17 protein-coding genes are annotated in these 19,962 nt (G+C 68.1%); 8 read left to right on the forward strand and 9 right to left on the reverse strand.

Annotated features, from left to right (window positions below):
• Nucleotides 1-1,077, reverse strand: a complete 1,077-nt coding sequence (locus AC5P5R_RS14785) for an HDOD domain-containing protein (protein ID WP_049396637.1) — start codon at nucleotides 1,075-1,077, stop codon at nucleotides 1-3.
• Between the two features lie 279 nt (nucleotides 1,078-1,356).
• On the opposite strand from AC5P5R_RS14785, the gene AC5P5R_RS14790 reads away from it, so the two are divergent.
• A complete protein-coding gene (locus AC5P5R_RS14790; protein WP_100438806.1) occupies nucleotides 1,357-2,454 on the forward strand; it encodes a Glu/Leu/Phe/Val dehydrogenase dimerization domain-containing protein in 1,098 nt (365 codons plus the stop codon).
• A 45-nt stretch (nucleotides 2,455-2,499) separates the two neighbouring features.
• Here AC5P5R_RS14790 and AC5P5R_RS14795 read toward each other — a convergent pair whose 3' ends face one another.
• Nucleotides 2,500-5,346, reverse strand: coding sequence for an autotransporter serine protease (locus AC5P5R_RS14795; RefSeq protein ID WP_100438807.1), 2,847 nt, complete (start codon nucleotides 5,344-5,346; stop codon nucleotides 2,500-2,502).
• 183 nt (nucleotides 5,347-5,529) lie between these two features.
• On the opposite strand from AC5P5R_RS14795, the gene AC5P5R_RS14800 reads away from it, so the two are divergent.
• The 3 genes from AC5P5R_RS14800 to AC5P5R_RS14810 all read left to right on the forward strand — a co-directional run bounded on the left by AC5P5R_RS14800 (nucleotide 5,530) and on the right by AC5P5R_RS14810 (nucleotide 7,733).
• A complete protein-coding gene (locus AC5P5R_RS14800) occupies nucleotides 5,530-6,705 on the forward strand; it encodes a thiolase family protein (protein WP_033834339.1) in 1,176 nt (391 codons plus the stop codon).
• A gap of 124 nt (nucleotides 6,706-6,829) precedes the next feature.
• Entirely contained in the window at nucleotides 6,830-7,171 is a 342-nt protein-coding gene (locus tag AC5P5R_RS14805; RefSeq protein WP_005410581.1) for a hypothetical protein, read from the forward strand.
• 157 nt (nucleotides 7,172-7,328) lie between these two features.
• A complete protein-coding gene (locus tag AC5P5R_RS14810) occupies nucleotides 7,329-7,733 on the forward strand; it encodes a hypothetical protein (protein WP_164281692.1) in 405 nt (134 codons plus the stop codon).
• A gap of 236 nt (nucleotides 7,734-7,969) precedes the next feature.
• Here AC5P5R_RS14810 and AC5P5R_RS14815 read toward each other — a convergent pair whose 3' ends face one another.
• The gene (locus AC5P5R_RS14815; RefSeq protein WP_100438809.1) at nucleotides 7,970-9,607 is read right to left on the reverse strand and encodes an acyl-CoA dehydrogenase family protein; all 1,638 of its coding nucleotides are present in this window, start codon (nucleotides 9,605-9,607) and stop codon (nucleotides 7,970-7,972) included.
• Nucleotides 9,608-9,720: 113 nt separating this feature from the next.
• Between AC5P5R_RS14815 and AC5P5R_RS14820 the strand changes: the two genes are divergently transcribed.
• Genes AC5P5R_RS14820 through pdeM form a run of 4 tightly spaced genes read left to right on the forward strand, consistent with a single transcriptional unit; the run spans nucleotide 9,721 to nucleotide 15,410 of the window.
• The gene (locus AC5P5R_RS14820; protein ID WP_100438810.1) at nucleotides 9,721-10,719 is read left to right on the forward strand and encodes a ligase-associated DNA damage response exonuclease; all 999 of its coding nucleotides are present in this window, start codon (nucleotides 9,721-9,723) and stop codon (nucleotides 10,717-10,719) included.
• Nucleotides 10,716-12,323: an ATP-dependent DNA ligase gene (locus AC5P5R_RS14825; protein WP_100438811.1), complete on the forward strand. Its 1,608-nt coding sequence runs from the start codon at nucleotides 10,716-10,718 to the stop codon at nucleotides 12,321-12,323. Before AC5P5R_RS14820 ends, AC5P5R_RS14825 begins: the two co-directional genes overlap by 4 nt.
• Nucleotides 12,320-14,779 (forward strand): ligase-associated DNA damage response DEXH box helicase, encoded by a 2,460-nt coding sequence (locus AC5P5R_RS14830; protein WP_076739748.1) that lies wholly within the window; start codon nucleotides 12,320-12,322, stop codon nucleotides 14,777-14,779. Before AC5P5R_RS14825 ends, AC5P5R_RS14830 begins: the two co-directional genes overlap by 4 nt.
• On the forward strand, nucleotides 14,769-15,410 hold the full coding sequence (pdeM, locus tag AC5P5R_RS14835; RefSeq protein WP_100438812.1) for a ligase-associated DNA damage response endonuclease PdeM: 642 nt from the start codon (nucleotides 14,769-14,771) through the stop codon (nucleotides 15,408-15,410). Before AC5P5R_RS14830 ends, pdeM begins: the two co-directional genes overlap by 11 nt.
• 1 nt (nucleotide 15,411) lies before the next feature.
• Here pdeM and AC5P5R_RS14840 read toward each other — a convergent pair whose 3' ends face one another.
• The 6 genes from AC5P5R_RS14840 to nagZ form a co-directional block, all read right to left on the reverse strand.
• Nucleotides 15,412-15,681 carry a hypothetical protein gene (locus AC5P5R_RS14840; protein WP_024958257.1) on the reverse strand — a complete coding sequence of 90 codons (270 nt, stop codon included), beginning with the start codon at nucleotides 15,679-15,681 and terminating at the stop codon, nucleotides 15,412-15,414.
• Between the two features lie 180 nt (nucleotides 15,682-15,861).
• The gene (locus AC5P5R_RS14845; RefSeq protein ID WP_043035435.1) at nucleotides 15,862-17,130 is read right to left on the reverse strand and encodes an FAD-dependent oxidoreductase; all 1,269 of its coding nucleotides are present in this window, start codon (nucleotides 17,128-17,130) and stop codon (nucleotides 15,862-15,864) included.
• 103 nt (nucleotides 17,131-17,233) lie between these two features.
• Entirely contained in the window at nucleotides 17,234-17,440 is a 207-nt protein-coding gene (locus tag AC5P5R_RS14850) for a cold-shock protein (protein ID WP_005410590.1), read from the reverse strand.
• Nucleotides 17,441-17,528: 88 nt separating this feature from the next.
• Nucleotides 17,529-18,275 carry an S-methyl-5'-thioinosine phosphorylase gene (locus tag AC5P5R_RS14855; RefSeq protein WP_005410591.1) on the reverse strand — a complete coding sequence of 249 codons (747 nt, stop codon included), beginning with the start codon at nucleotides 18,273-18,275 and terminating at the stop codon, nucleotides 17,529-17,531.
• An 82-nt stretch (nucleotides 18,276-18,357) separates the two neighbouring features.
• The gene (locus tag AC5P5R_RS14860; protein ID WP_329751697.1) at nucleotides 18,358-18,912 is read right to left on the reverse strand and encodes a hypoxanthine-guanine phosphoribosyltransferase; all 555 of its coding nucleotides are present in this window, start codon (nucleotides 18,910-18,912) and stop codon (nucleotides 18,358-18,360) included.
• On the reverse strand, nucleotides 18,912-19,919 hold the full coding sequence (gene nagZ, locus AC5P5R_RS14865; RefSeq protein WP_005410593.1) for a beta-N-acetylhexosaminidase: 1,008 nt from the start codon (nucleotides 19,917-19,919) through the stop codon (nucleotides 18,912-18,914). The genes AC5P5R_RS14860 and nagZ overlap by 1 nt, the downstream gene beginning before the upstream one ends.
• Between the last annotated feature and the right edge of the window lie 43 nt (nucleotides 19,920-19,962).

Genomic DNA, 19,962 nt, shown 5'->3' on the forward strand with positions numbered 1-19,962 from the left:
TCAGGGTGTTGGACCCGCCTCTTCCTGTCCGGCCTCATCACGTGTTTCCACGCTGCGTCCATGCAGGCGCCGCCAGATCCAACGCAGGGCATGCGGCGGCGCTGAAGGCAACTGTTCGAGCAGGGCCAGCATGCGGCTCTGGCTGGCATGTCCATGCCGGCACAGCAGGCTGGCTGCCGCCGCAGCGCTGGCCAGACGCAGGCTGTCGGCGAGTGGGCCATCGGCCTCCGGCGCCAGTGCCTGGTGCACGGGCTCGGGCAGCTCCCAGGCTGCAGCCACGCGTTGTGCCAGCGGCAACGACCATTGTTGGAGCAGTTGCAGGGCCAGCGCCGGCTCCACGGTTTCGTCGCGTGCCTGCGCTTCCTGCAGCAACTGGCGCATCACCAGCGCTGACCCCAGCCCCTGCACCAGGCCCAGCCACTGCGCAGCGAAGGCATCACCGAAGGTGACCGTGCGCGCATGATCGGCGGCCGCACGCGAAGCCAGCAGTGCGTGCTCCCAGATGACCGTGCTGAACTGCGGAAACATGCCGCACTGCACCTGCATCACCGGCTGCACCAGCACCGCGCTGATGATCTGGCGCACGCCCTCGGTACCGACCAGGGTCACCGCACGCTGCAGGCTTTCCACCGGCCGCTCATGCACCTTGTAGGCCGGGCTGTTGGCGATGCGCAGCAGATTTCCGGTCAGCACCGGGTCCTGGCCGATGATCGCCGCCATCACCCGTGCCGAGGCGGCATCGTCGTTGACGGTCTGGATCAGCTGCGGCAGCAGTTGCGGGCGCCGCGGCAGGTGCCGGGCGGCCCAGTCACGGTCCTGCAGCGCGCGCGCCACCGCTTCGCCCAGTGCCGGATCCTGCACGGGGGCAGGCTCGCCGGCCAGCCGTGGGTACAGGGCAAGTGCATGCAGGCCGCGCTGCAGGTGGGCGGCGATCTCACCGGCCTGCAGCGCCTCGCCCTGAAGGCTGGCTGCGGCAGCAGCGACCGCCTGTCGCGATACGGCCGCCAGGCGCAACGGAGCCGCCCCGGTCGAGCGCGCCAGCCAGCCGCGCAGCGATCGCCACCAGGCCGGCGTCATCGCCGCCTGCCCTGTCGTTGTGGTGCCCTTGCCGTCACTGACCGCCCTGCCTCTTCACGCGAATCCGGCCACCCGCCGTCGTCGCAGCATCGGCCGCACTTTCATCTTCTTTAACCGGAAGGGCGCCGATGTCGACGGCAGCGACCGGGGGAATGGACTAGAATGGCGCCGCGCGACCCGTCCCCCTGCACTGACGACGTCGCTTTTTTTGTTTTTGGGACCCTACCGTTCACTGGCCGTTCGCTGCAGTTCGCCGCTGTTCGCGCCATCGGAGACGCCATGCTATTCGAAACCCTCGCCACCACCGGCCACGAACAAGTGGTGTTCTGCCACAACCACGATGCCGGCCTGAAGGCGATCATCGCCATCCACAACACCACCCTGGGCCCCGCCCTGGGCGGCGTGCGCATGCGCCCTTACGCCAGCACCGACGAAGCGCTGGCCGATGTGCTGCGGCTGAGCCGGACGATGACCTACAAGAATGCGCTGGCCGGGCTCAACGTGGGCGGCGGCAAGGCGGTGATCATCGGCGACCCGAAGACGGACAAGACCGAGGTACTGTTCCGCGCCTTCGGCCGCTACGTCGATTCGCTGGGCGGCCGCTACATCACCGCCGAGGACGTTGGCACCGACGTCAACGACATGGAGAACATCTACCTGGAGAGCCAGTTCGTGACCGGCGTGCACCAGGTCCATGGTGGCTCCGGCGATCCGGCGCCTTTCACGGCCTACGGCGCACTGCAGGCACTGATGGCGGCGATGCGCTTCAAGTTCGGCCATGAGGAAGTAGGCAAGACCAGCATCGCGGTGCAGGGTCTGGGCCACATCGGCATGGAACTGGTGAAACTGCTGCGTGACCGCGGTGCCAAGCTGTATGTCACCGACCTGGACAGTGCGCTGGTTGATCGTGCAGTCAGCGATTTCGGCGCCGAGGCGGTCAAGCCGGACGAGATCCACGAAGTGAACGCCGATGTGTTCGCACCGTGTGCGCTGGAAGGCGCGATCAACGCCGACACGCTGCCGCGGATCAAGGCCAAGATCATCTGCGGCACGGCCAACAACCAGCTGTCGAGCCTGGAGATCGGCGACGAACTGCATGCGCGTGGCATCCTCTACGCCCCCGACTACGCCGTCAACGCCGGCGGTGTGATGAACGTGTCGCTGGAGATCGACGGCTACAACCGCGAACGCGCGATGCGCCTGATCCGCAGCATCTACCACAACCTCACCCGCATCTTCGAACTGTCGCAGCGCGAGAACATCGCGCCGCAGCGGGCCGCCGATCGCATTGCGGAAAGCCGCATCCTGTCGATCGGCAAGCTGAAGATGCCGCTGGGCCGCAGCACTCCGCGCCTGGGCAACCTGCGCGGCGGCTGAGGCTGCAGACGTCGCGCCGGGATCCTTCCCGGCGCGACCGATTGCTCAGAACCCGGTGCTGTAGCGCAACGCAGCCTGCCGCGCGCCCTCGCCACCGATACGCTGGTCGAAACCCAGGCTCAAGCGGCCATTGCGGCCCCACCACGATTCCAGCGCGACGCCGATCAGCGCACTGCCGCGCGGCGCATTCCAGCCTGCCAGCGGCGCCCAGGCATCCACGCCGACAAAACTGGCCTGCCAATCGGCGTCACCGCCGTCCAGCCGCTGCTGCCACTCGGCGTGTCCGCGCAGGTTCCAACGCCCCCAGCCCCGCTCGCCGCGGATGCCGGCCAGCATCTGGCTGCGCTGCGCGCGGGTGGCATCACCCCGCAGGCCGAAGCCGAAACCGCCCAGCTCATTGAACGCATCGGTATCGACACGCGTGGTGCTGGCACCGAGGTAGGGCGTCAACGAAGCGCCTGCGCGGCCCAGGCGATATCCGCCTTCCACGCTGGCGCTGCTGAAACGCCCGCCGTAACGCGCCGAGACACCATAGGCGCCCGCACCCAGCAGCAGCTGGCGATCCAGCGCGCGGGTGAACTGGCCACTGCCGAACTGGGCCAGCGCATAGCCACGCCCCAGGTTCCAGCCAGCGTACAACTGTGCCTGCGCCTGGCGATCACGCCCGCGATCACCGCCGAAACTGCTGCCACCATTGCTGCGGGTCTCACCGAAGGCGACGCCCATCAGGCCGTTGCCGCCCAGCGGCAGATCCTGGCCGGCCATCCAGCCCCGGCTGTCGGCGGCGTTGCCGGCGAAGCTGCCCTGCCCCGCCTCACCCAGCGCGCTCTGCCAGCTCCCGCGCAGGCGCGGGGTGGTCTGTACACGATCGAAGCGCTCGGCAATCGCACGCCGCGACATGTCGATGCTGTCGAAGGTGGCAGCCTCGGCGCGGGCATGCGCCTGGCCGGACAGGCTCTGCAGGCTGTCGGCCAGGCCCTGCTGGCCGCCTCCGGCCCACTGCAGCGCACCGGCTGCCGTACCGAAGGGCGATCCCTGCAGGCCGGTATTGCCGTCGAGCACTGCGAATGCGCCTTCCAGTCGCTGCGCTGCGGCCTGTGCGGAGGCGCTCAGGCCACTGGCTGCGGCGGTGACGCTGACCTGGTTCACGTTCAACCAGGCGTTGTTGCTGTCGTAGCCATACGTGGGTGCCACCAGGGTCAGCCCCTGCAGACCGGTGGAAGTGGCTTGGGTACTGAAGGTGCCGTTCAGGCCCCCCGCGGCGTGGATGAGGTCCTGGCGCGTTCCGTTCTGCGGCACATAGCCGGAGACGAAGCCGTGCACACGCACACCGCCATTGATCGTTGCGTTGCCGGTGACCTGAAGTGCGTTGGCACCGAGCGCGATCATCAGCTGCGCGCCAGGCTGCTGGGTGTAGTTGCCCTCGATGGTGCCGGTGGTGTTGCCGGTGGTGAGGAACACGCTGCCGCCGTTGACCACATTGCCGATCACCCGCGGCGTGCCACCGTTGAACTGCAGACCGGTGGAATCCGGGTCGGGCTGGGCGAGGATCGTCACATTCGAACGGATCACGCCACCGTTCTGCAGCGTCAGGATGCCGCGCTCGATGCGGGTGGCGCCGGAATAGCTGTTGTTGCCGGCCAGTACCAGCTTGCCTCCGCCCTGCTTGACCAGGCCACCGCTGCCGGTGATGTCGTTGCTCCACATCGAGTTGGTCGAGCCGGCATCAACGTTGGCAACCACATCGCCCCAGTCGAAGCGGCCGGGACCGTTGATCGCGCGACCGATGTCGAGCAGGCCATAGCCGAACACCGGATCCACGCCGGGCGCACCGATGTCCTTGGCAGTGCCCAGCAGGGTCTGTCTCACCAGATCGTTGTTGAAGTAGGGGAAGCGCTGCCAGACCAGCGCCGCCGCACCGGAGACCAGCGGCGCGGCGAACGAGGTGCCGTAGTTCCAGTAGTAGCTGCCACCGTTGGCATCCGGGTAGACCGCGCTGCCCGGCGCTGCCAGGCAGTAGCGGGCCGCCTGGCCGCAGGCATTCGAATAGCTGGCCAGCGCGCCCGGCGTAAACGGGTCCACCGCCGTGGCCACCAGCCAGCCGCGCTCCAGATCGGCCGCCGGAAGCGTGCCTGCCACGCCCTTCTGGCTGGGCAGCGCGGCCAGGCTGCTCGGCTCGCTGCGGCCGTCATTGCCGGCGGCGAACACCACCAGGCCACCGTGGTTGATCACGAACGGCCGGTATTCGGCGGCTACCTGCGCGGTGGTCGGCAGGTCGGTCCAGTACAGGCCGCCCCACGAGTTGTTCATCACCTTCACGTTGTAGCTGATCAGGTCCTGGTGGACCTGGGCCACGCCCAGCGGCCCACTGAAGGCATTGCCCTGGCCACTGCCGTCATCGGTCGGCGGCTTGTCGGAAATGATTCTTGCCGAGACGATCTGGGCGCCTGGCGCGATACCGCCCGGCCAGGTCCCCACTGCTGCGCCGGCGGCGAGGCTGGCCACGGCGGTGCCATGCCCGACCACGTCATCAACCGCCAGGTTGTTCCTGGCGGGATCGATGTAATTGAAGTTGGCCAGCACGCGACCATTCAAGGCCACCGCGTTGCGCTGCACGCCCGAATCGACGATGCCGATGCGCACGCCCTGCCCGGTCAGGCCGGCGGCCTGTGCGGCACGCGCGTTGGTGACTGAAAGATGCGCGTCAAAGGCCGGCTCCTGCGGCTTGGCCGGCGGTGGTGTCGTCGGCGGAGGCGTGGTTGGAGGTGTCGGCGTGGTCGGGGGCGGGTCGACGCGCACGTTGCTGCCGCCTCCGCCGCCTCCACCACAGGCCGTCAGCGCCATCGCCAGCGCGGTTGCCAGCACAGACCTCACCATCATCGTTCGCTCCATCGATTCCTTCCCGTGAACGTTGGCCTGCCTTCATCCCGGCAGGCGTTCGGCGCCGCACAGCGGCAGCCCTCCCCGACCCTCTATACTTGGGCCGACCCCCACGCAGTCTGCCGGGAAACCGGGGCGCATCCAACGGCCTCCGGTCTCCTTTCCGAACATTGCTTACGCATCAACGAGATTGCCATGTCCAACATCGTCATCGCCGCCGCCAAGCGCACCGCCATCGGCTCCTTCCTCGGCCAGTTCAACGGCGTGCCGACCCCGACCCTCGGCGCCGCAGCCATCGCCGCCGCCCTGGAACAATCGGGTGTCCCGGCCAGCGACGTTTCCGAAGTCCTGATGGGCTGCGTGCTGCCGGCCAACCTCGGCCAGGCGCCCGCCCGCCAGGCGGCGATCGCCGCCGGCATCCCGCTGTCGGCCGGTGCCACCACGCTGAACAAGGTGTGCGGCTCGGGCATGAAGACCATCATGCTCGGCCATGACCTGATCAAGGCCGGCTCGGCCAGCATCGTGGTCGCCGGCGGCATGGAATCGATGTCCAACGCCCCGCACATGCTGCCGAACTCCCGTACCGGCAACCGTTTCGGCAACTTCCAGGCGGTCGACCACATGGCCCACGATGGCCTGGTCAACGCCTATGACGGCAAGGCCATGGGCGAATTCGCCGAGTGCGCGGTGGACAAGTACCAGTTCAGCCGCGAAGAGCAGGACGCCTATGCGATCGAGTCGGTCAAGCGCGCGCAGGCTGCCCAGGCCAATGGTGCGTTCGCCGACGAGATCGTCGCGGTGAAGGTAGCCACCCGCAAGGGTGACGTCGAGGTCGCCACCGACGAGCAGCCGGGGCGCTCGGACATCGCCAAGATCCCGACCCTGCGTCCGGCCTTCAAGAAGGACGGCAGCGTGACCGCCGCCAGTTCCTCCAGCATCTCCGACGGTGCCGCCGCGGTGGTGCTGCTGACCGAGGAAGACGCGGCCGCACGTGGCATCACGCCACTGGCCCGCATCGTCGGCCACGCCACCCACTCGCAGGAACCGGAGTGGTTCACCACCGCGCCGATCGGCGCGCTGCACAAGCTGCTGGGCAAGACCGGCTGGTCGCTGGACCAGGTCGATCTGTTCGAAATCAACGAAGCCTTTGCCGTGGTGGCGATGGCCCCGATGCGCGAACTGGGCATCCCTCACGACAAGCTCAACGTGAATGGCGGCGCCTGCGCACTGGGTCACCCCATCGGTGCCTCCGGCGCACGTCTTGTGGTGACCCTGGTCAACGCTCTGCGCACGCGTGGTGGCAAGCGCGGCATTGCCACCCTCTGCATCGGCGGCGGCGAAGCAACGGCAATCGCCATCGAATTGATTTAAAAAGATTTAACGATGATTTCGCAAAAATGAATGCGGGATCGCTTGACACCCAATCTTGGCTTGTCATCATGTTGTCGGCGCGCAGCATGCGCGTTGCCTAATTCTAACGACGAGGATTTACACAATGAGCATCAACAAGCTGCTGGTCGCGATGTCCCTGGCTCTGGCCCTGGCCGCCTGCTCGAAGCAGGAAGCTGCCCAGGACGCCGCTGCTTCGGCCAACGAAGCCGCCACCGAAGCCCAGGCTGCTGCCGACCAGGCCGCCGCTGCTGGCGCCCAGACCGCCGACGCTGCCCAGCAGGCCGCTGACACCGCCGCCACCGCTGCTGACGCCGCCACCGACGCCGCTGCCCAGACCGCCGGTGCTGCCACCGACGCTGCTGCCGGCGCTGCTGCTGACGCTGCCAAGGCTGCTGAAGGCACCGCTGAGAAGGCCAAGGACGCTGCTGAAGAAGCCAAGAAGTAATAACTTCTTTCTTCACGCTGTTCTGGAAAAGCCGCTGGTTCGCCAGCGGCTTTTTCTTTGCGTGGATGCCGGCGATCAAGCCCCTGCATCGCGACCCGGTCTTCACAACGGCATGAATAGGCTGGCGTCCCCATCCATTGCAGTGCCGGAGACCGCCATGAAGATTCGTCCGATCACCACCACCCTGCTGGCCGCCTCCCTGCTGCTGGCTCTGGCCGCCTGCAAGGGCCCGGAAGCCGAACAGGCCAAGCAGGACGCGCAGCAGGCGGCCGACAGCGCCGGCGCTGCCGCCCGCGACGCCGTCGACAAGGCTGCTGCCGCCACCCGCGAAGCCGCCGACAAGACCGCCGCCGCTTCCGAGCAGGCCGCCGCCGATACCCAGCAGGCGCTGGACAAGGCCGCAGACGCCACTGCCAACGCCGCCGACAAGGCCAAGGACGCCGCAACCGACGCCGCCGCGCACGCCAGCGACGCCACCGCCGCGCAGAAGGTCGCCGACAAGGCCCGCGATGTCGCCAATGACGCCAAGGCCAACGCCGCCAAGGAAGAAGCCAAGCACTAAGCCTTACCGGCAGCCGAGCACCGGCTCGGCTCCACAGGAAAAGCCGCGGCACTGCCGCGGCTTTTCTGCTTTTCGCTCCCTGCTTCTTCTGTTGATTCCGTGGTGCGCGCCCACGGAAAGTGTCCAAGGACGCGCGGGTAGGTCGCGCAGGGGCGTAAGCGCCATGGATGGCGCGCCCGAGCCTTATCTGATGAAAATCTGTCAGCGTAGGTGTCGAGAGCCGGCGTGGGCCGCCCCTACGGCAGCGGGCGCGCCAGCATCGCCGTCAGCTCCAGCCCCGCCGGCAGCGTCCCGAACGCCAGCCCATGCTCCCCTTCCAGCCGGCTACGCACGAACGCCTCCGCCATCGGACTGCGCGCACGCAGCAGCAGCGCCGCCTGCAGCAGCAGCGCAGTGCGCTCGCAGAACAGCCGCGCCTGCGCTTCCTCCGGTGGCGGCGCCGCTGCCCAACGCTGCAATGCTGCTGCATAGCGCGCATCACGGTCGGCCACCGACGCCAGCTCACCGCGCAACGCCGCCATCGCCTCCGGTTCACGCGCCAGCGCACGCAGCACATCCAGGCACTGGATGTTGCCGCTGCCCTCCCAGATCGAATTCAACGGTGCCTGCCGGTACAGGCGCGGCAGCATCGACTCCTCCACGTAGCCGGCACCGCCAAGGCATTCCTGCGCTTCATTGACGAAGGCCGGCGCACGCTTGCACAGCCAGTACTTGCCCAGCGCCGTCCCCAACCGCGCCATCGCCGCTTCATTGGCATCCACACCGGCACGATCCACCGCGCGTGCGATGCGCATCGCCAACACCGTGGCCGCTTCCGACTCCAGCGCCAGATCAGCCAGCACGTTGGTCATCAGCGAGTGCTCCACCAGCAGCTTGCCGAAGGTGCGCCGATGGCGTGCATGGTGCAGCGCCTGCGCCAGCGCCATGCGCATCTCCGCGGCCGCACCCAGCATGCAGTCCAGGCGGGTCATCATCACCATGCCGATGATGGTCGCCACGCCACGCCCTTCTTCGCCCACGCGCCATGCCTGCGCGCCACAGAACTCGACCTCGCTGGACGCATTGGACCAGTCACCCAGCTTGTCCTTCAGCCGCATCAGCCTGAATGCATTGCGGTCGCCATCGGCCAGCCGGCGCGGCATCAGCAGGCAGGTCAGCCCGCCCGGCGCCTGCGCCAGCACCAGGAAGCCATCGCACATCGGCGCGGAAAAGAACCACTTGTGGCCGACCAGGCGGTAACGTTCGCCATCGATCGGCTCGGCGCGCGTGCTGTTCGCACGTACATCCGAGCCGCCCTGCTTCTCGGTCATGCCCATGCCCAGCGTGATGCCGGTCTTGTCCGCCACCGGCACGTCGCGCGGGTCATAGACCGGCGCGGCGGCCTTGCGCGCCCATTCGGCCAGGTGCGGCTGCGACTGCAGCACTGCCACCGCCGCATGGGTCATGGTCAAGGGGCAACTGGTGCCGGCTTCGGCCTGGTGGTGCAGGTAGCTCAGCGCCGCACGCGCGACGTGTGCGCCGGGCTGCGGCTCGTGCCAGGACAGACCCGCCACGCCATGCTGCTTCGCTGCGGACATCAGCTGGTGGTACGCAGGGTGGAACTCGACCGTATCAATGCGGTGGCCCTGCGCATCGTGCGTACGCAGCCGCGGGCGATCACGGTTGGCATCGAAGCCGAGCCGGTACAGCTCGTCGCCGGCCAGGGCCCCGTACACGGCCAGGCGTGGCGCTAAGGCACCGGCACCCTCGCGATGCACCGCCTCCGCCAACGCCACATCGTCGGTCCACAGCTGGCGGCCCGCGAACGGTGGCGGCTGGTTCAGCACCACATGGGTTTCAAACGGCACGTTGCTGCTGAAGCTGGGTCCACTCATCCGGTCCATCCTGGCGGCAAGAGGTATGCGGTCCGATTGTGCCGCATGCCCCGCCAAGCCCGTGTTCAGGCCGGTTCTCACCGCCTGCACGAAGCGCAGGCCACAGTGGCCGCATGGAAGGCAATGACGATCTGGTGGTGCTGCGTCCGGAGGGGCTGTACTGCGCCGCGGGAGATTTCCACATCGATCCCTGGCGCCCGGTGCCGCGCGCGGTCATCACCCATGGCCACGGCGACCACGCGCGCCCGGGCATGGGCGAATACCACTGCAGCGAAGGAAGCCTGCCGATCCTGCGCTGGCGGCTGGGCGATGTTGGCGTGCAGGCGCACGCCGAGGGGGTGCCGTTCCGCTTGGGCCGGGTGCAGGTATCGCTGCATCCGGCCGGTCATGTGCTCGGTTCGTCGCAGGTGCGCATCGACGATGGTGAACGGGTGTGGGTGGCGTCCGGCGACTACAAGCGCCAACCCGACCCGACCTGCACGCCCTTCGAAGTGGTGCCCTGCGATACGTTCATCACCGAAGCCACGTTCGCGCTGCCGATCTATCGCTGGCCGGACACCCCGGCGGTCGCCGCAGAGATCGTGGCGTGGCGCCGCGAATGCGAACAACGTGGCGAAGCGGCGATCCTGCTGTGCTATGCACTCGGCAAGGCGCAGCGGGTGCTGGCCGAGTTGTTGCCACTGGACGACCGCCCCGCGTGGCTGCACGGCGCCATCGCCAATGGCGTGTCGGTCTACCGGCAGGCCAACATCCCGATGCTGGAGACGCTCACCGTCGCCGAACAGGGGCGTCAACCCGATGCCGCCGGCCAGTTGATCCTGGCCCCACCCTCGGCCGCAGGCACGCCGTGGATGCGCCGCTTCGGACCGCATCAACTGGGGTTCGCCTCGGGGTGGATGCAGCTGCGCGGCAACCGGCGGCGCCGCAACGTCGACCGGGGCTTCATCATTTCCGATCACGCTGATTGGCCCGCGCTGCTGCAGACCATCGAACAGACCGGCGCGCAGCGGGTCATCGCCACCCATGGCAATACCGATGCATTGATTCCGTTCCTGCGCGAGCGCGGCGTGGCGGCTGAAGCCTTTCGCACCGACTTCGGGAGCGAGGAATGAAGGCCTTCGCCGCGCTCTACCAGCGCCTGGACCGCAGTACTGCGACGCTGGACAAGCGCGCCGCACTGGTCGACTACTTCCGCCACGCAGCGGCGCACGATGCGGCGTGGGCGCTGTACCTGCTCAGCGGCGGCAAGGTCGGCGGCGCACGCCGCAGGATCGCCGCCAGTGGTGAGCTGCGCAGCTGGATTGCCGAGGAATCCGGACTGCCCGCCTGGCTGGTGGAAGACAGCTACGCTCAGGTCGGCGATCTGGCCGAAACACTGACACTGCTGCTGGATGACCCCTTGCATCCCGCCGCCGACCGGCCGTTGTCGGACTGGATCGAGCAGCATCTGCTGGCGGTGGCCAACCAGCCCGGAGTGGTGCGCCGTGCGGTGGTCGTCGCCGGCTGGCGGCAGCTGTGCAGCGGCGAGCGCCTGGTGTTCAACAAGCTGCTCACCGGCGCGCTGCGCGTGGGTGTCTCGCAACGGCTGGTGCAGCAGGCGCTGGCAGAATGGTCCGGCCTGGACATCGCGCGCATCGCCCAGCGCATGCTCGGCGAGTGGGTGCCCTCTCCCGCGTTGCTGGGGCAGCTGCTGTCGCCGGATGAACTGCCACTGGACCGGCAGCAGCCGTACCCGTTCTTCCTGGCCTCACCGCTGGAGGGCGAACCCGGCGAACGGCTGGGTCCGGTCGAAGACTGGCTGCTGGAGTGGAAGTGGGATGGAATCCGTCTGCAGCTGCTGCGCCGACGCGGTGAAGTGGCGCTGTGGTCACGTGGCGAGGAACGGCTGGATGGCCGCTTCCCGGAAATTGAACAGGCCGCGATGGCGCTGCCCGACGGCTGCGTGCTGGACGGAGAACTGCTGGCCTGGGACGAGAGCGACGACCTGCCGCGCGCCTTCACCGCGTTGCAGACCCGCATCCAGCGTCGCAAGCCCGGTGCAGCGACCTTGCGCAACACCCCGGTGCGCGTGCTTGCCTACGACCTGCTTGAACGCGATGGCGAGGATCTGCGCGGGCTGCCACTGCAGCAACGGCGTGCACAGTTGGCCGAGGTCATCGGAGCCCTCGGCGATACACGCATCCAGCTGTCGCCCGACGTACCCGCTGGAGACTGGCTGCAGGCGGCCACGTTGCGGGAGGCCGCCCGTGAGCGGGGCGTGGAAGGGTTGATGCTGAAACGCCGGACGTCCGCCTACCAGTCAGGGCGACGGCGCGGCGACTGGTGGAAATGGAAGGTCGACCCCCTGACCATCGATGCCGTGCTGCTGTACGCGCAGGCCGGCCATGGACGGCGCAGCACGCTTTACACCGATTACACCTTCGGCGTCTGGGACGGCGATACGCTGGTGCCGGTGGCCAAGGCCTATTCGGGCCTGGATGACAAGGAAATCCTGGCCCTCGATCGCTGGATCCGCGCCAACACCCGTGAACGGTTTGGCCCGGTGCGCAGCGTGCGTGCCGAACAGGTGTTTGAACTGGGCTTCGAGGCAGTCAACCGCAGCAGCCGGCACAAATCCGGCATCGCCGTGCGCTTTCCCCGCATCCTGCGCTGGCGCCACGACAAGCCCGCCGCCGAAGCCGACCAGCTGGCCACGCTGCAGGCGCTGGCGCGATGAACCGCCGCGAGGCGTTGCGCCGGCTGGAAGACTGGTTCGCTGCGCGCGGCTGGCGCTCACTGCCGTTCCAGCGCACGATGTGGCGGCACTATCTGGCGGGCGACTCCGGGCTGCTGCACACCCCCACCGGCAGCGGCAAGACGCTGGCCATGTTCGGCGGCCCGCTGCTGCAGGCGATGCTCGATCCACCGTCGGCACCGCGCCGGGCCAGCGCGGTGCGGCCGCTGCAGGTGCTGTGGGTGACGCCGCTGCGGGCATTGGCCAGTGATACCGCACGTGCGCTGCAGGCAGTGATCGACGGGCTGGGCTTGGGCTGGCGGGTCGGCCTGCGCAGCGGCGATGCCAGCAACCGCGAGCGCCGGCAGGCCCGCGAAGGCCGCGTCGACGTACTGGTGACCACGCCGGAATCGCTGGCACTGCTGCTGAGCTATCCCGACACACTGCCACGCATGCGCCAGCTGCGCTGCGTGGTGGTGGACGAATGGCATGAACTGCTGGGCAACAAGCGCGGCGTCCTGCTGCAGCTGAACCTGGCGGTGCTGCGCGACGCCGCTCCTTCCCTGCAGCTTTGGGGACTGTCGGCCACGCTGGGCAACCTGCCGCAGGCCCGCGACGTGCTGCTGCCTGGCCAACAGGATGCACCGATCGTACAGGGCGTTCGTCCGCGCGCGATCAGCGTGCGCAGCCTGCTGCCGGAACCCGGTGAACGTTTCCCTTGGGCGGGGCATCTCGGCCTGGCGCAGCTGCCGCGCGTGCTGGACGCACTGATGGCCGTACGCAGCAGCCTGCTGTTCACCAACACCCGCGCGCAGGCCGAGCTGTGGCACCAGGCGCTGGCGGCGGTATGGCCGGAAGACGCGGACACGCTGGCACTGCATCATGGCTCGCTGGATCCAGCACTGCGGCAGCAGGTGGAAGACGGCCTGCGCGCAGGCGCGTTGCGCTGCGTGGTGGCGACCTCCAGCCTCGACCTCGGCGTGGATTTCCCGGAGGTTGAACAGGTACTGCAGCTGGGCAGCCCCAAGGGCGTGGCGCGGCTGCGCCAGCGCGCCGGGCGCGCACGCCATCGTCCCGGCGCCAAGGGGGCCATCGTCTGCATACCCAGCCACGCACTGGAACTGGCCGAATATGCAGCGGTGCGCCGCGCACTGCACGAAGGCGTGGTCGAAGCGCGTCGACCGCCGACGTTGTCACTGGACGTGCTGGCACAGCATGCGGTCAGCCGCGCCCTCGCTGGCGGCTTTGACAGTGATGCGCTGCTGGCGCAGGTGCGTCGCACCCATGCCTTCGCCACGCTGGGCGATGAACAATGGCGGGCCGTGCTGGACTTCATCGTGCAGGGTGGGCAGGCGCTGGCGCAGTACCCCGATTTCCACAAGGTCGTGCGCGATGCCGATGGCAGCTACCGCATGCACGATCGCCGCCAGGCGCTGCGGCACCGCCTGTCGATCGGCACCATCAGCAGCGATGGCAGCGTGCGCGTGCAGTTCCTGCGCGGTGGCGGGCTTGGTGCAGTGGAGGAGCAGTTCGCCAGCCGCCTGCGTCGCGGCGACCGTTTCCAGTTCGCCGGGCGCCTGCTGGAACTGGTGCAGCTGCGCGACATGACCGCTTTCGTGCGGCTGGCACGAGGGCGCGGTGATGGTGTGGTGCCGCGCTGGCAGGGAGGCCAGTTGCCGCTGTCGATGCCACTCGGCCGTGAGCTGGAGTGGGTGCTGTCCGGCGCCGACGACAGTGCCGAATCCCGCTGGTTGTCACCGTTGCTGGCACTGCAGCAACAGCTGTCGGCGCTTCCCGGCCCAGAGCACCTGCTGGTGGAAGAGGTGCGGCGCCGCGAAGGCCAGTTCATGTTCGTCTACCCCTTTGCCGGCCGCCACGTACACGAGGCACTGGCCGCGCTGTTGGCGCTGCGCTGCACCCGCCAGCAACGCAACAGCATTGGCTATGCGGTGAACGATCATGGCCTGGTGCTGGCGCCGGCGCGGCCGATCGATCTGGATGAGGCGCAATGGCGTGCGTTGTTCGGCAATGACCGGTTGCTGGCCGATCTGCGCGAGGCAGTGAACCTGGGCGAGCTGGCGCGACGTCAGTTCCGGGGCATCGCACGCGTAGCAGGCCTGCTGGTGCCCAGCCTGCCCGGTGGCATGCCACGGTCGCTGCGCCAGCTGCAGGCGTCCGCGGGCCTGCTGTACGACGTGCTGCGCGAGCACGATCCGGAACACCTGCTGCTGGCGCTGGCGGAACATGAAGTGCTGTATGACAGCCTCGACCTGCCGGGGGTGCAGCAGGTACTGGAGCGGATCGGCACGCAGCAGCTGTCGCTGCAGCGACCGTCATCACTCACGCCGCTGGGCTTTCCATTGTGGGCCGAACGCCTGCGCGGTCAGTTCAGCAATGAAGACTGGCGTATGCGCGTGCAGCGCGCGGCCCAGCAACTGGAGCGCCGCCATGACCGATGAATTGCCGCTGCTGCTTGCTGGTGAGTCCGTGGTCCTGGTAGGCGCGCGTGCGCTGTACTGGCCCGCGCGGCAGGCACTGCTGATCGCAGACCTCCACCTGGGCAAGGCCGATGTGTTCCGTCGCGCCGGCATCGCGTTGCCCAGCGGCGGCACCGGCGAAGACCTGCAACGCTTGCAGCGGCTTCTGGACCTGCATGCCTGCCGCGAGCTGTGGATCCTGGGCGACATCCTGCATGGGCCGGCGCATCGCGCTGCGTGGTACCAGCAATGGCTGGGATGGCGTGAACGCAATGCTTCGCTGGACGTGCATGTCCTGCGCGGTAATCACGACCGCCAGCTGCCGCATGCGCAGTTGCAGGTCCAGATCCACGATGAAGTACGACTGCGGCCGTTCATGCTTCGGCATGAGCCGATGCCCGATGCGGCGCTGCATGTGATCGCCGGGCATCTGCACCCGCAGGTTGCCTTGAAGCCACTGCGACGGCGCTTCCCCGCGTTCTGGCTGCGTGACCGGATGACGGTCCTGCCGGCCTTCTCCGCATTCACTGCAGGCATCGTGCCTGCCCCCGCCCGCGGCGAACAGATGATCGCCTGCGTGGAAAGCGGCCTGGTGGAACTGCCGGTCGCCTGACTCAGGCCGGACCAATGCCCAGCTGCGGCATCAACTGGAAATCAGGGGTGTCATTCTCACGCCGCCGCGGCAAGGCCTGGATTGCCGCCAGCATCTCCTGCGCGCAGGTCCGGATGCGTGCGTGATGTTCCGGCGACGCATGGCTGACCAGGCTGCCGACATGGAACTCGAATACATCCTCCAGTACGTCGGGCTGGTCCTCGTGCAGCATCTGCAGCAGTCCACGCAGCTTGCAGATTTCCGATTCCAGCTCTTCGACCGCGAACAACATGGCGTCCTCCTCTTCAACATCAAGCGGCACGTCCGGGCCGCAACAGGCCGCAACAGCAGCGCTGCCCGGGCCACGCGCGATGTTGATCACGGAAAGGAAAACGGGCGACGCGCAGTCGCGTGCAAGCTACTTCTCGCACATCCGCGGTGAGGCAACCGTTAATTCACGTGACGGCACGCTTCACGCGCTGGCCGTGATCGCGTTGCTGCGAGGTATTTCCATCGTCGTCGCCAATGCGTCGATGAAGGCCGGATCCAGCGTAAGCGAACCGAACCACCCCTGCTGCGTGCCGCTGAGCACGCGCAGCATGTGGCCACGGCCTCCGGGCAGGCGCCCCATCGGGCCCAGCAGCACGTCGCGCGTCTTCGCCCAGGCATCGCGATCGGACTGGAACAGCGGCGTCAGCCAGCGACTCCAGCGCTGGTAGACCGCCACGTGGGCCCTGCGTTGCGCCTGGTAGGCCTGCAATGCAGCGGCACCACCGCCATGCGTGCGCACCGCATCGCGCAGCGCCAGCGCATCGAGCAGCGCCATGTTCACCCCCTGTCCCAGCTGCGGGCTCATCGCGTGCGCCGCATCACCTGCCAGCACCATGCGGCCCTGGTGCCAGCGCGTCATCACTGCATCGCGATAGACCGCGCGCGCCAGCTGGCCGGCATCGCGCAGGTGGGCGAAGCGCGCACTGGCCTGCGGCCACAGCGCATGCAGCTCGTCCAGCCAGGGCGTCATGCCATCGGCCTGCCAGCGCTCGAAGTCGGTGCGTGGCAGGCTCCAGAAGAAACTCAGGCGCGGCGTGTCATCGCCGGGGCGCGTGCCGACCGGCAACAGGCCGATCATCTTGCGCGCGGCCACGTAGCGCTGCCGCAGCTCCTGCACATGCGGCCAGTCTTCGGCCGGCAACAGGCACCACAGCGCTCCCCACGGATACACGCGGTCCAGCCCGGCACCGCCGGCAATGGTGCTGCGCAGCGTAGAGGCCGCGCCATCGGCGGCCACCACCAGGTCGAACGGGCCATGCAGGCGCCCTTCGCTGTCGCGCAGGCGGCCCTGCTCGGCATCCACGGCGGCGATGGTGACGCCCGCATGCAGATTGCCTGCCCCCGCGCGCGCCTGGTCCAACAGCGAGAACAACGCCCCACGCTGCATGCCCAGGCCATGCAGGCGCGCATCCAGACCGTCGTAGCGCATGTCCATCACCGCGCGCTCGCATGGCGTGTCGCCATACAGGCGGTGCACCGGCGCGGCATGCGCGCGCACCGCATCCAGCAGGCCCATCTGCCACAGCACCTGCAGGCCGCTGGGCTGCAGCAGGAAACCGGCACCCACCGGTCCCGGCGTCGGCACGCGTTCGAATATCTCCACTTCGTGGCCGTCACGGGTGAGGAGGATGGACACCGCCTGTCCAGCGGTGCCGTAGCCGATCACGGCGATACGCAGTCGTTCCGTCATGGCCACATTGTGCCCGAGGCGGGTGGATCGCGAACCGGCTGCGGGCACGCCGCGCAAAAAAAAACCCCGCCGAAGCGGGGTTTTCAACGCACTGTCGAGTGGATCACTCGGCCGGCGTGATGTTCGAAGCCTGGGCACCCTTCGGGCCCTGGGTCACGTCATAGGTGACACGCTGGCCTTCCTGCAGGCTGCGGAAGCCCTTGGAGTTGATGGCGGAGAAGTGCGCGAACACGTCGGCGCTGCCATCCTCCGGCGAGATGAAGCCAAATCCCTTGGCGTCGTTGAACCACTTGACGGTACCGTTCGGCATGGTGATGCGAGACCTTATGCAATGAATGGGTGGTGTACGCTGAACCCGCGCACAAGCTGAGTATGCAAAGCTTGCTCGGGGAAGACAATCACCCCCGCGCCAATTCGCCCACCAATTCCGGAAGTCCGTTGCTGGCCGCCTGTACATTGGCCAGCACTTCGGCCATCGTAATCTCCTCGCCATCACCACAGCCGGCAGCCCAGTTGGCGATGATCGCCAGGCAGGCGTAATCCAGCCCCAGTTCGCGTGCCAGCGCGGCTTCCGGCATGCCGGTCATGCCCACCAGGTCGCAGCCGTCGCGGCGCATGCGGGCGATTTCAGCGATGGTCTCCAGGCGCGGGCCCTGCGTTGCGCCGTAGCAGCCACCGTCATGGACCGTGACGCCGGTCACTTTGGCCGCCGCCAGGATCTTGCTGCGCAGCATCGGCGTGTACGGGTGGCCGAAATCGACGTGGACCACATCGGTGCCCTCTTCTTCACAGATGGTGCTGATGCGGCCCCAGGTGTAGTCGATGATCTGGTCCGGGCAGGCCAGCACGCGCGGGCCGAAGTTCTCGGTGATGCCACCGACCGTGTTCAACGCCAACACGCGCTGCGCGCCCAGCTGCTGCAGCGCGGCCAGGTTGGCGCGGTAGTTGATCTTGTGCGGCGGCAGCGAGTGGCCTTCACCATGGCGCGCCAGGAACGCCACGCGATGGCCAAGCAGCGTACCGACGCGCACCGGGCCCGACGGACGGCCGAAGCGGGTGTCGACCTCGTGGGTCTGCACGTCGTCAAGCTTGGCCAGGTTGTAGACACCGGTACCGCCGATCACGGCCAGGGCGATCTGTTGCATTCGAAGCACTCCATGAAAAGACGAACGCCGGCACCCGAGGATGCCGGCGGCAGAAGAAGACGCGCCGCGGGCGGCTGCGCCGTTATTCCTTCATCGCGTAGATGGCCGGCACGCAGCGCAGGGTTTCGTTGACGTCCATGCCGAAGCCGAACACGTAGCGGTCCGGCAGTTCGATGCCGGCGTAGTCGGCGGTCACGTCCGGCAGCGCGCGGTCGTGCTTCTTCACCGTCATCGCGGCGATGCGCACGTCGGTTGCGCCCTGTTCCAGGCACCAGGTGCGCACGCCCTGCAGGGTGTAGCCCTCGTCAAGGATGTCGTCGACCAGCAGCACGCGGCGGCCGAACAGCGAGGTGGCCGGCTTGTGCTTCCAGACCAGGTCGCCGCCGGTGGTTTCACCGCGGTAACGGGTGGCGTGCAGGTAATCAAACTGCACGTCCTGGCCGCGCGCGCCCAGTTCCAGCGCCAGCTGGCCGGCGAACGGCAGCGCACCGTGCATGATGGACAGGAACAGCGGCACCTCGCCCTTGTAATCGCGCGCGATGGCGGCGGCGATACCAGCGATGGCCTTGTCGATGGTGGGGCGGTCGACCAGCAGGTCAGCCTGGGCCAGGGCCTGGGAAATGGTGAGGTTGGGCATCAGACGGTTCTTCCAAGGGTTTCAAGCAGACGGGATTGGGTGTCGCCATGGCGGGCATCGGCCAGCAGGCCATCCCAGCCAAGCGCGCCGCGGCCGATCAGGCCCAGCAGCGCAGCGGTATTGAGGGAGCGCCCCTGCACCGCGTGCAGGGCTTCATCGACCAGCTCCGGGTGGCAGACCAGCACCACGTCGCAGCCGGCGTCCAGATGGGCGTGCACGCGCGCCGGCACGCCGCCGGCGCTGTGCGAGGCGGCCATGCCGATGTCGTCGGAGAACACCACGCCACGGAAGCCGAGCTCGCCGCGCAGGATGTCCTGGATCCAGCGCGGCGAGTAACCTGCCGGTTCAGGCGCAATCTGCGGGTAGATCACGTGCGCCATCATCACCGCATCGGCACCGGCGGCGATGCCGGCCTGGAACGGCACCAGGTCCTGCGCACGCAGCTCGTCCAGCGCGCGCGGATCGATCGCAGTATCGACGTGGGTGTCTTCCAGCACGGTGCCGTGGCCGGGGAAATGCTTGAGCGTGGCGGCCATGCCGACCGAGTGCATGCCACGCACGTAGGCGGCGGTGAACGCGGCCACCACCTGCGGGTCTTCACTGAAGGCGCGGTTGCCGATGGCACGGTTGCCACGGCCAAGGTCGACCACCGGCGCGAAGCTCAGGTCCAGGCCGCTGGCGCGTACTTCGCTGGCCATCAGCCAGGCGTGCCGTTCGGCCAATGCCAAGGCCTGCTGCGGGTCGGTGGCATACAGGGCACCAATGTCCTGCAGTGGCGGCAGATCGCTGTAACCCTCGCGGAAACGCTGCACGCGGCCACCTTCCTGGTCAACGCAGATCAGCTGCGGGCGCGGCGCGGCGGCGCGGATCGCCGCGCTCAGATCGGTCACCTGCTGGCGGGAGGCGAAGTTGCGCTTGAACAGCACCACCCCGGCCACGGCATCGTGCTGCAGCCAGTCACGTTCCTGGGCGGTCAGTTCGGTGCCGGCAACGCCGATCAGCAGCATGGTCGATCTCCACAACGCGCGCCCGCATGGCGCAGTGCCGCAT

This window comes from Stenotrophomonas sp. YJH_SMC_19, from assembly GCF_059367915.1.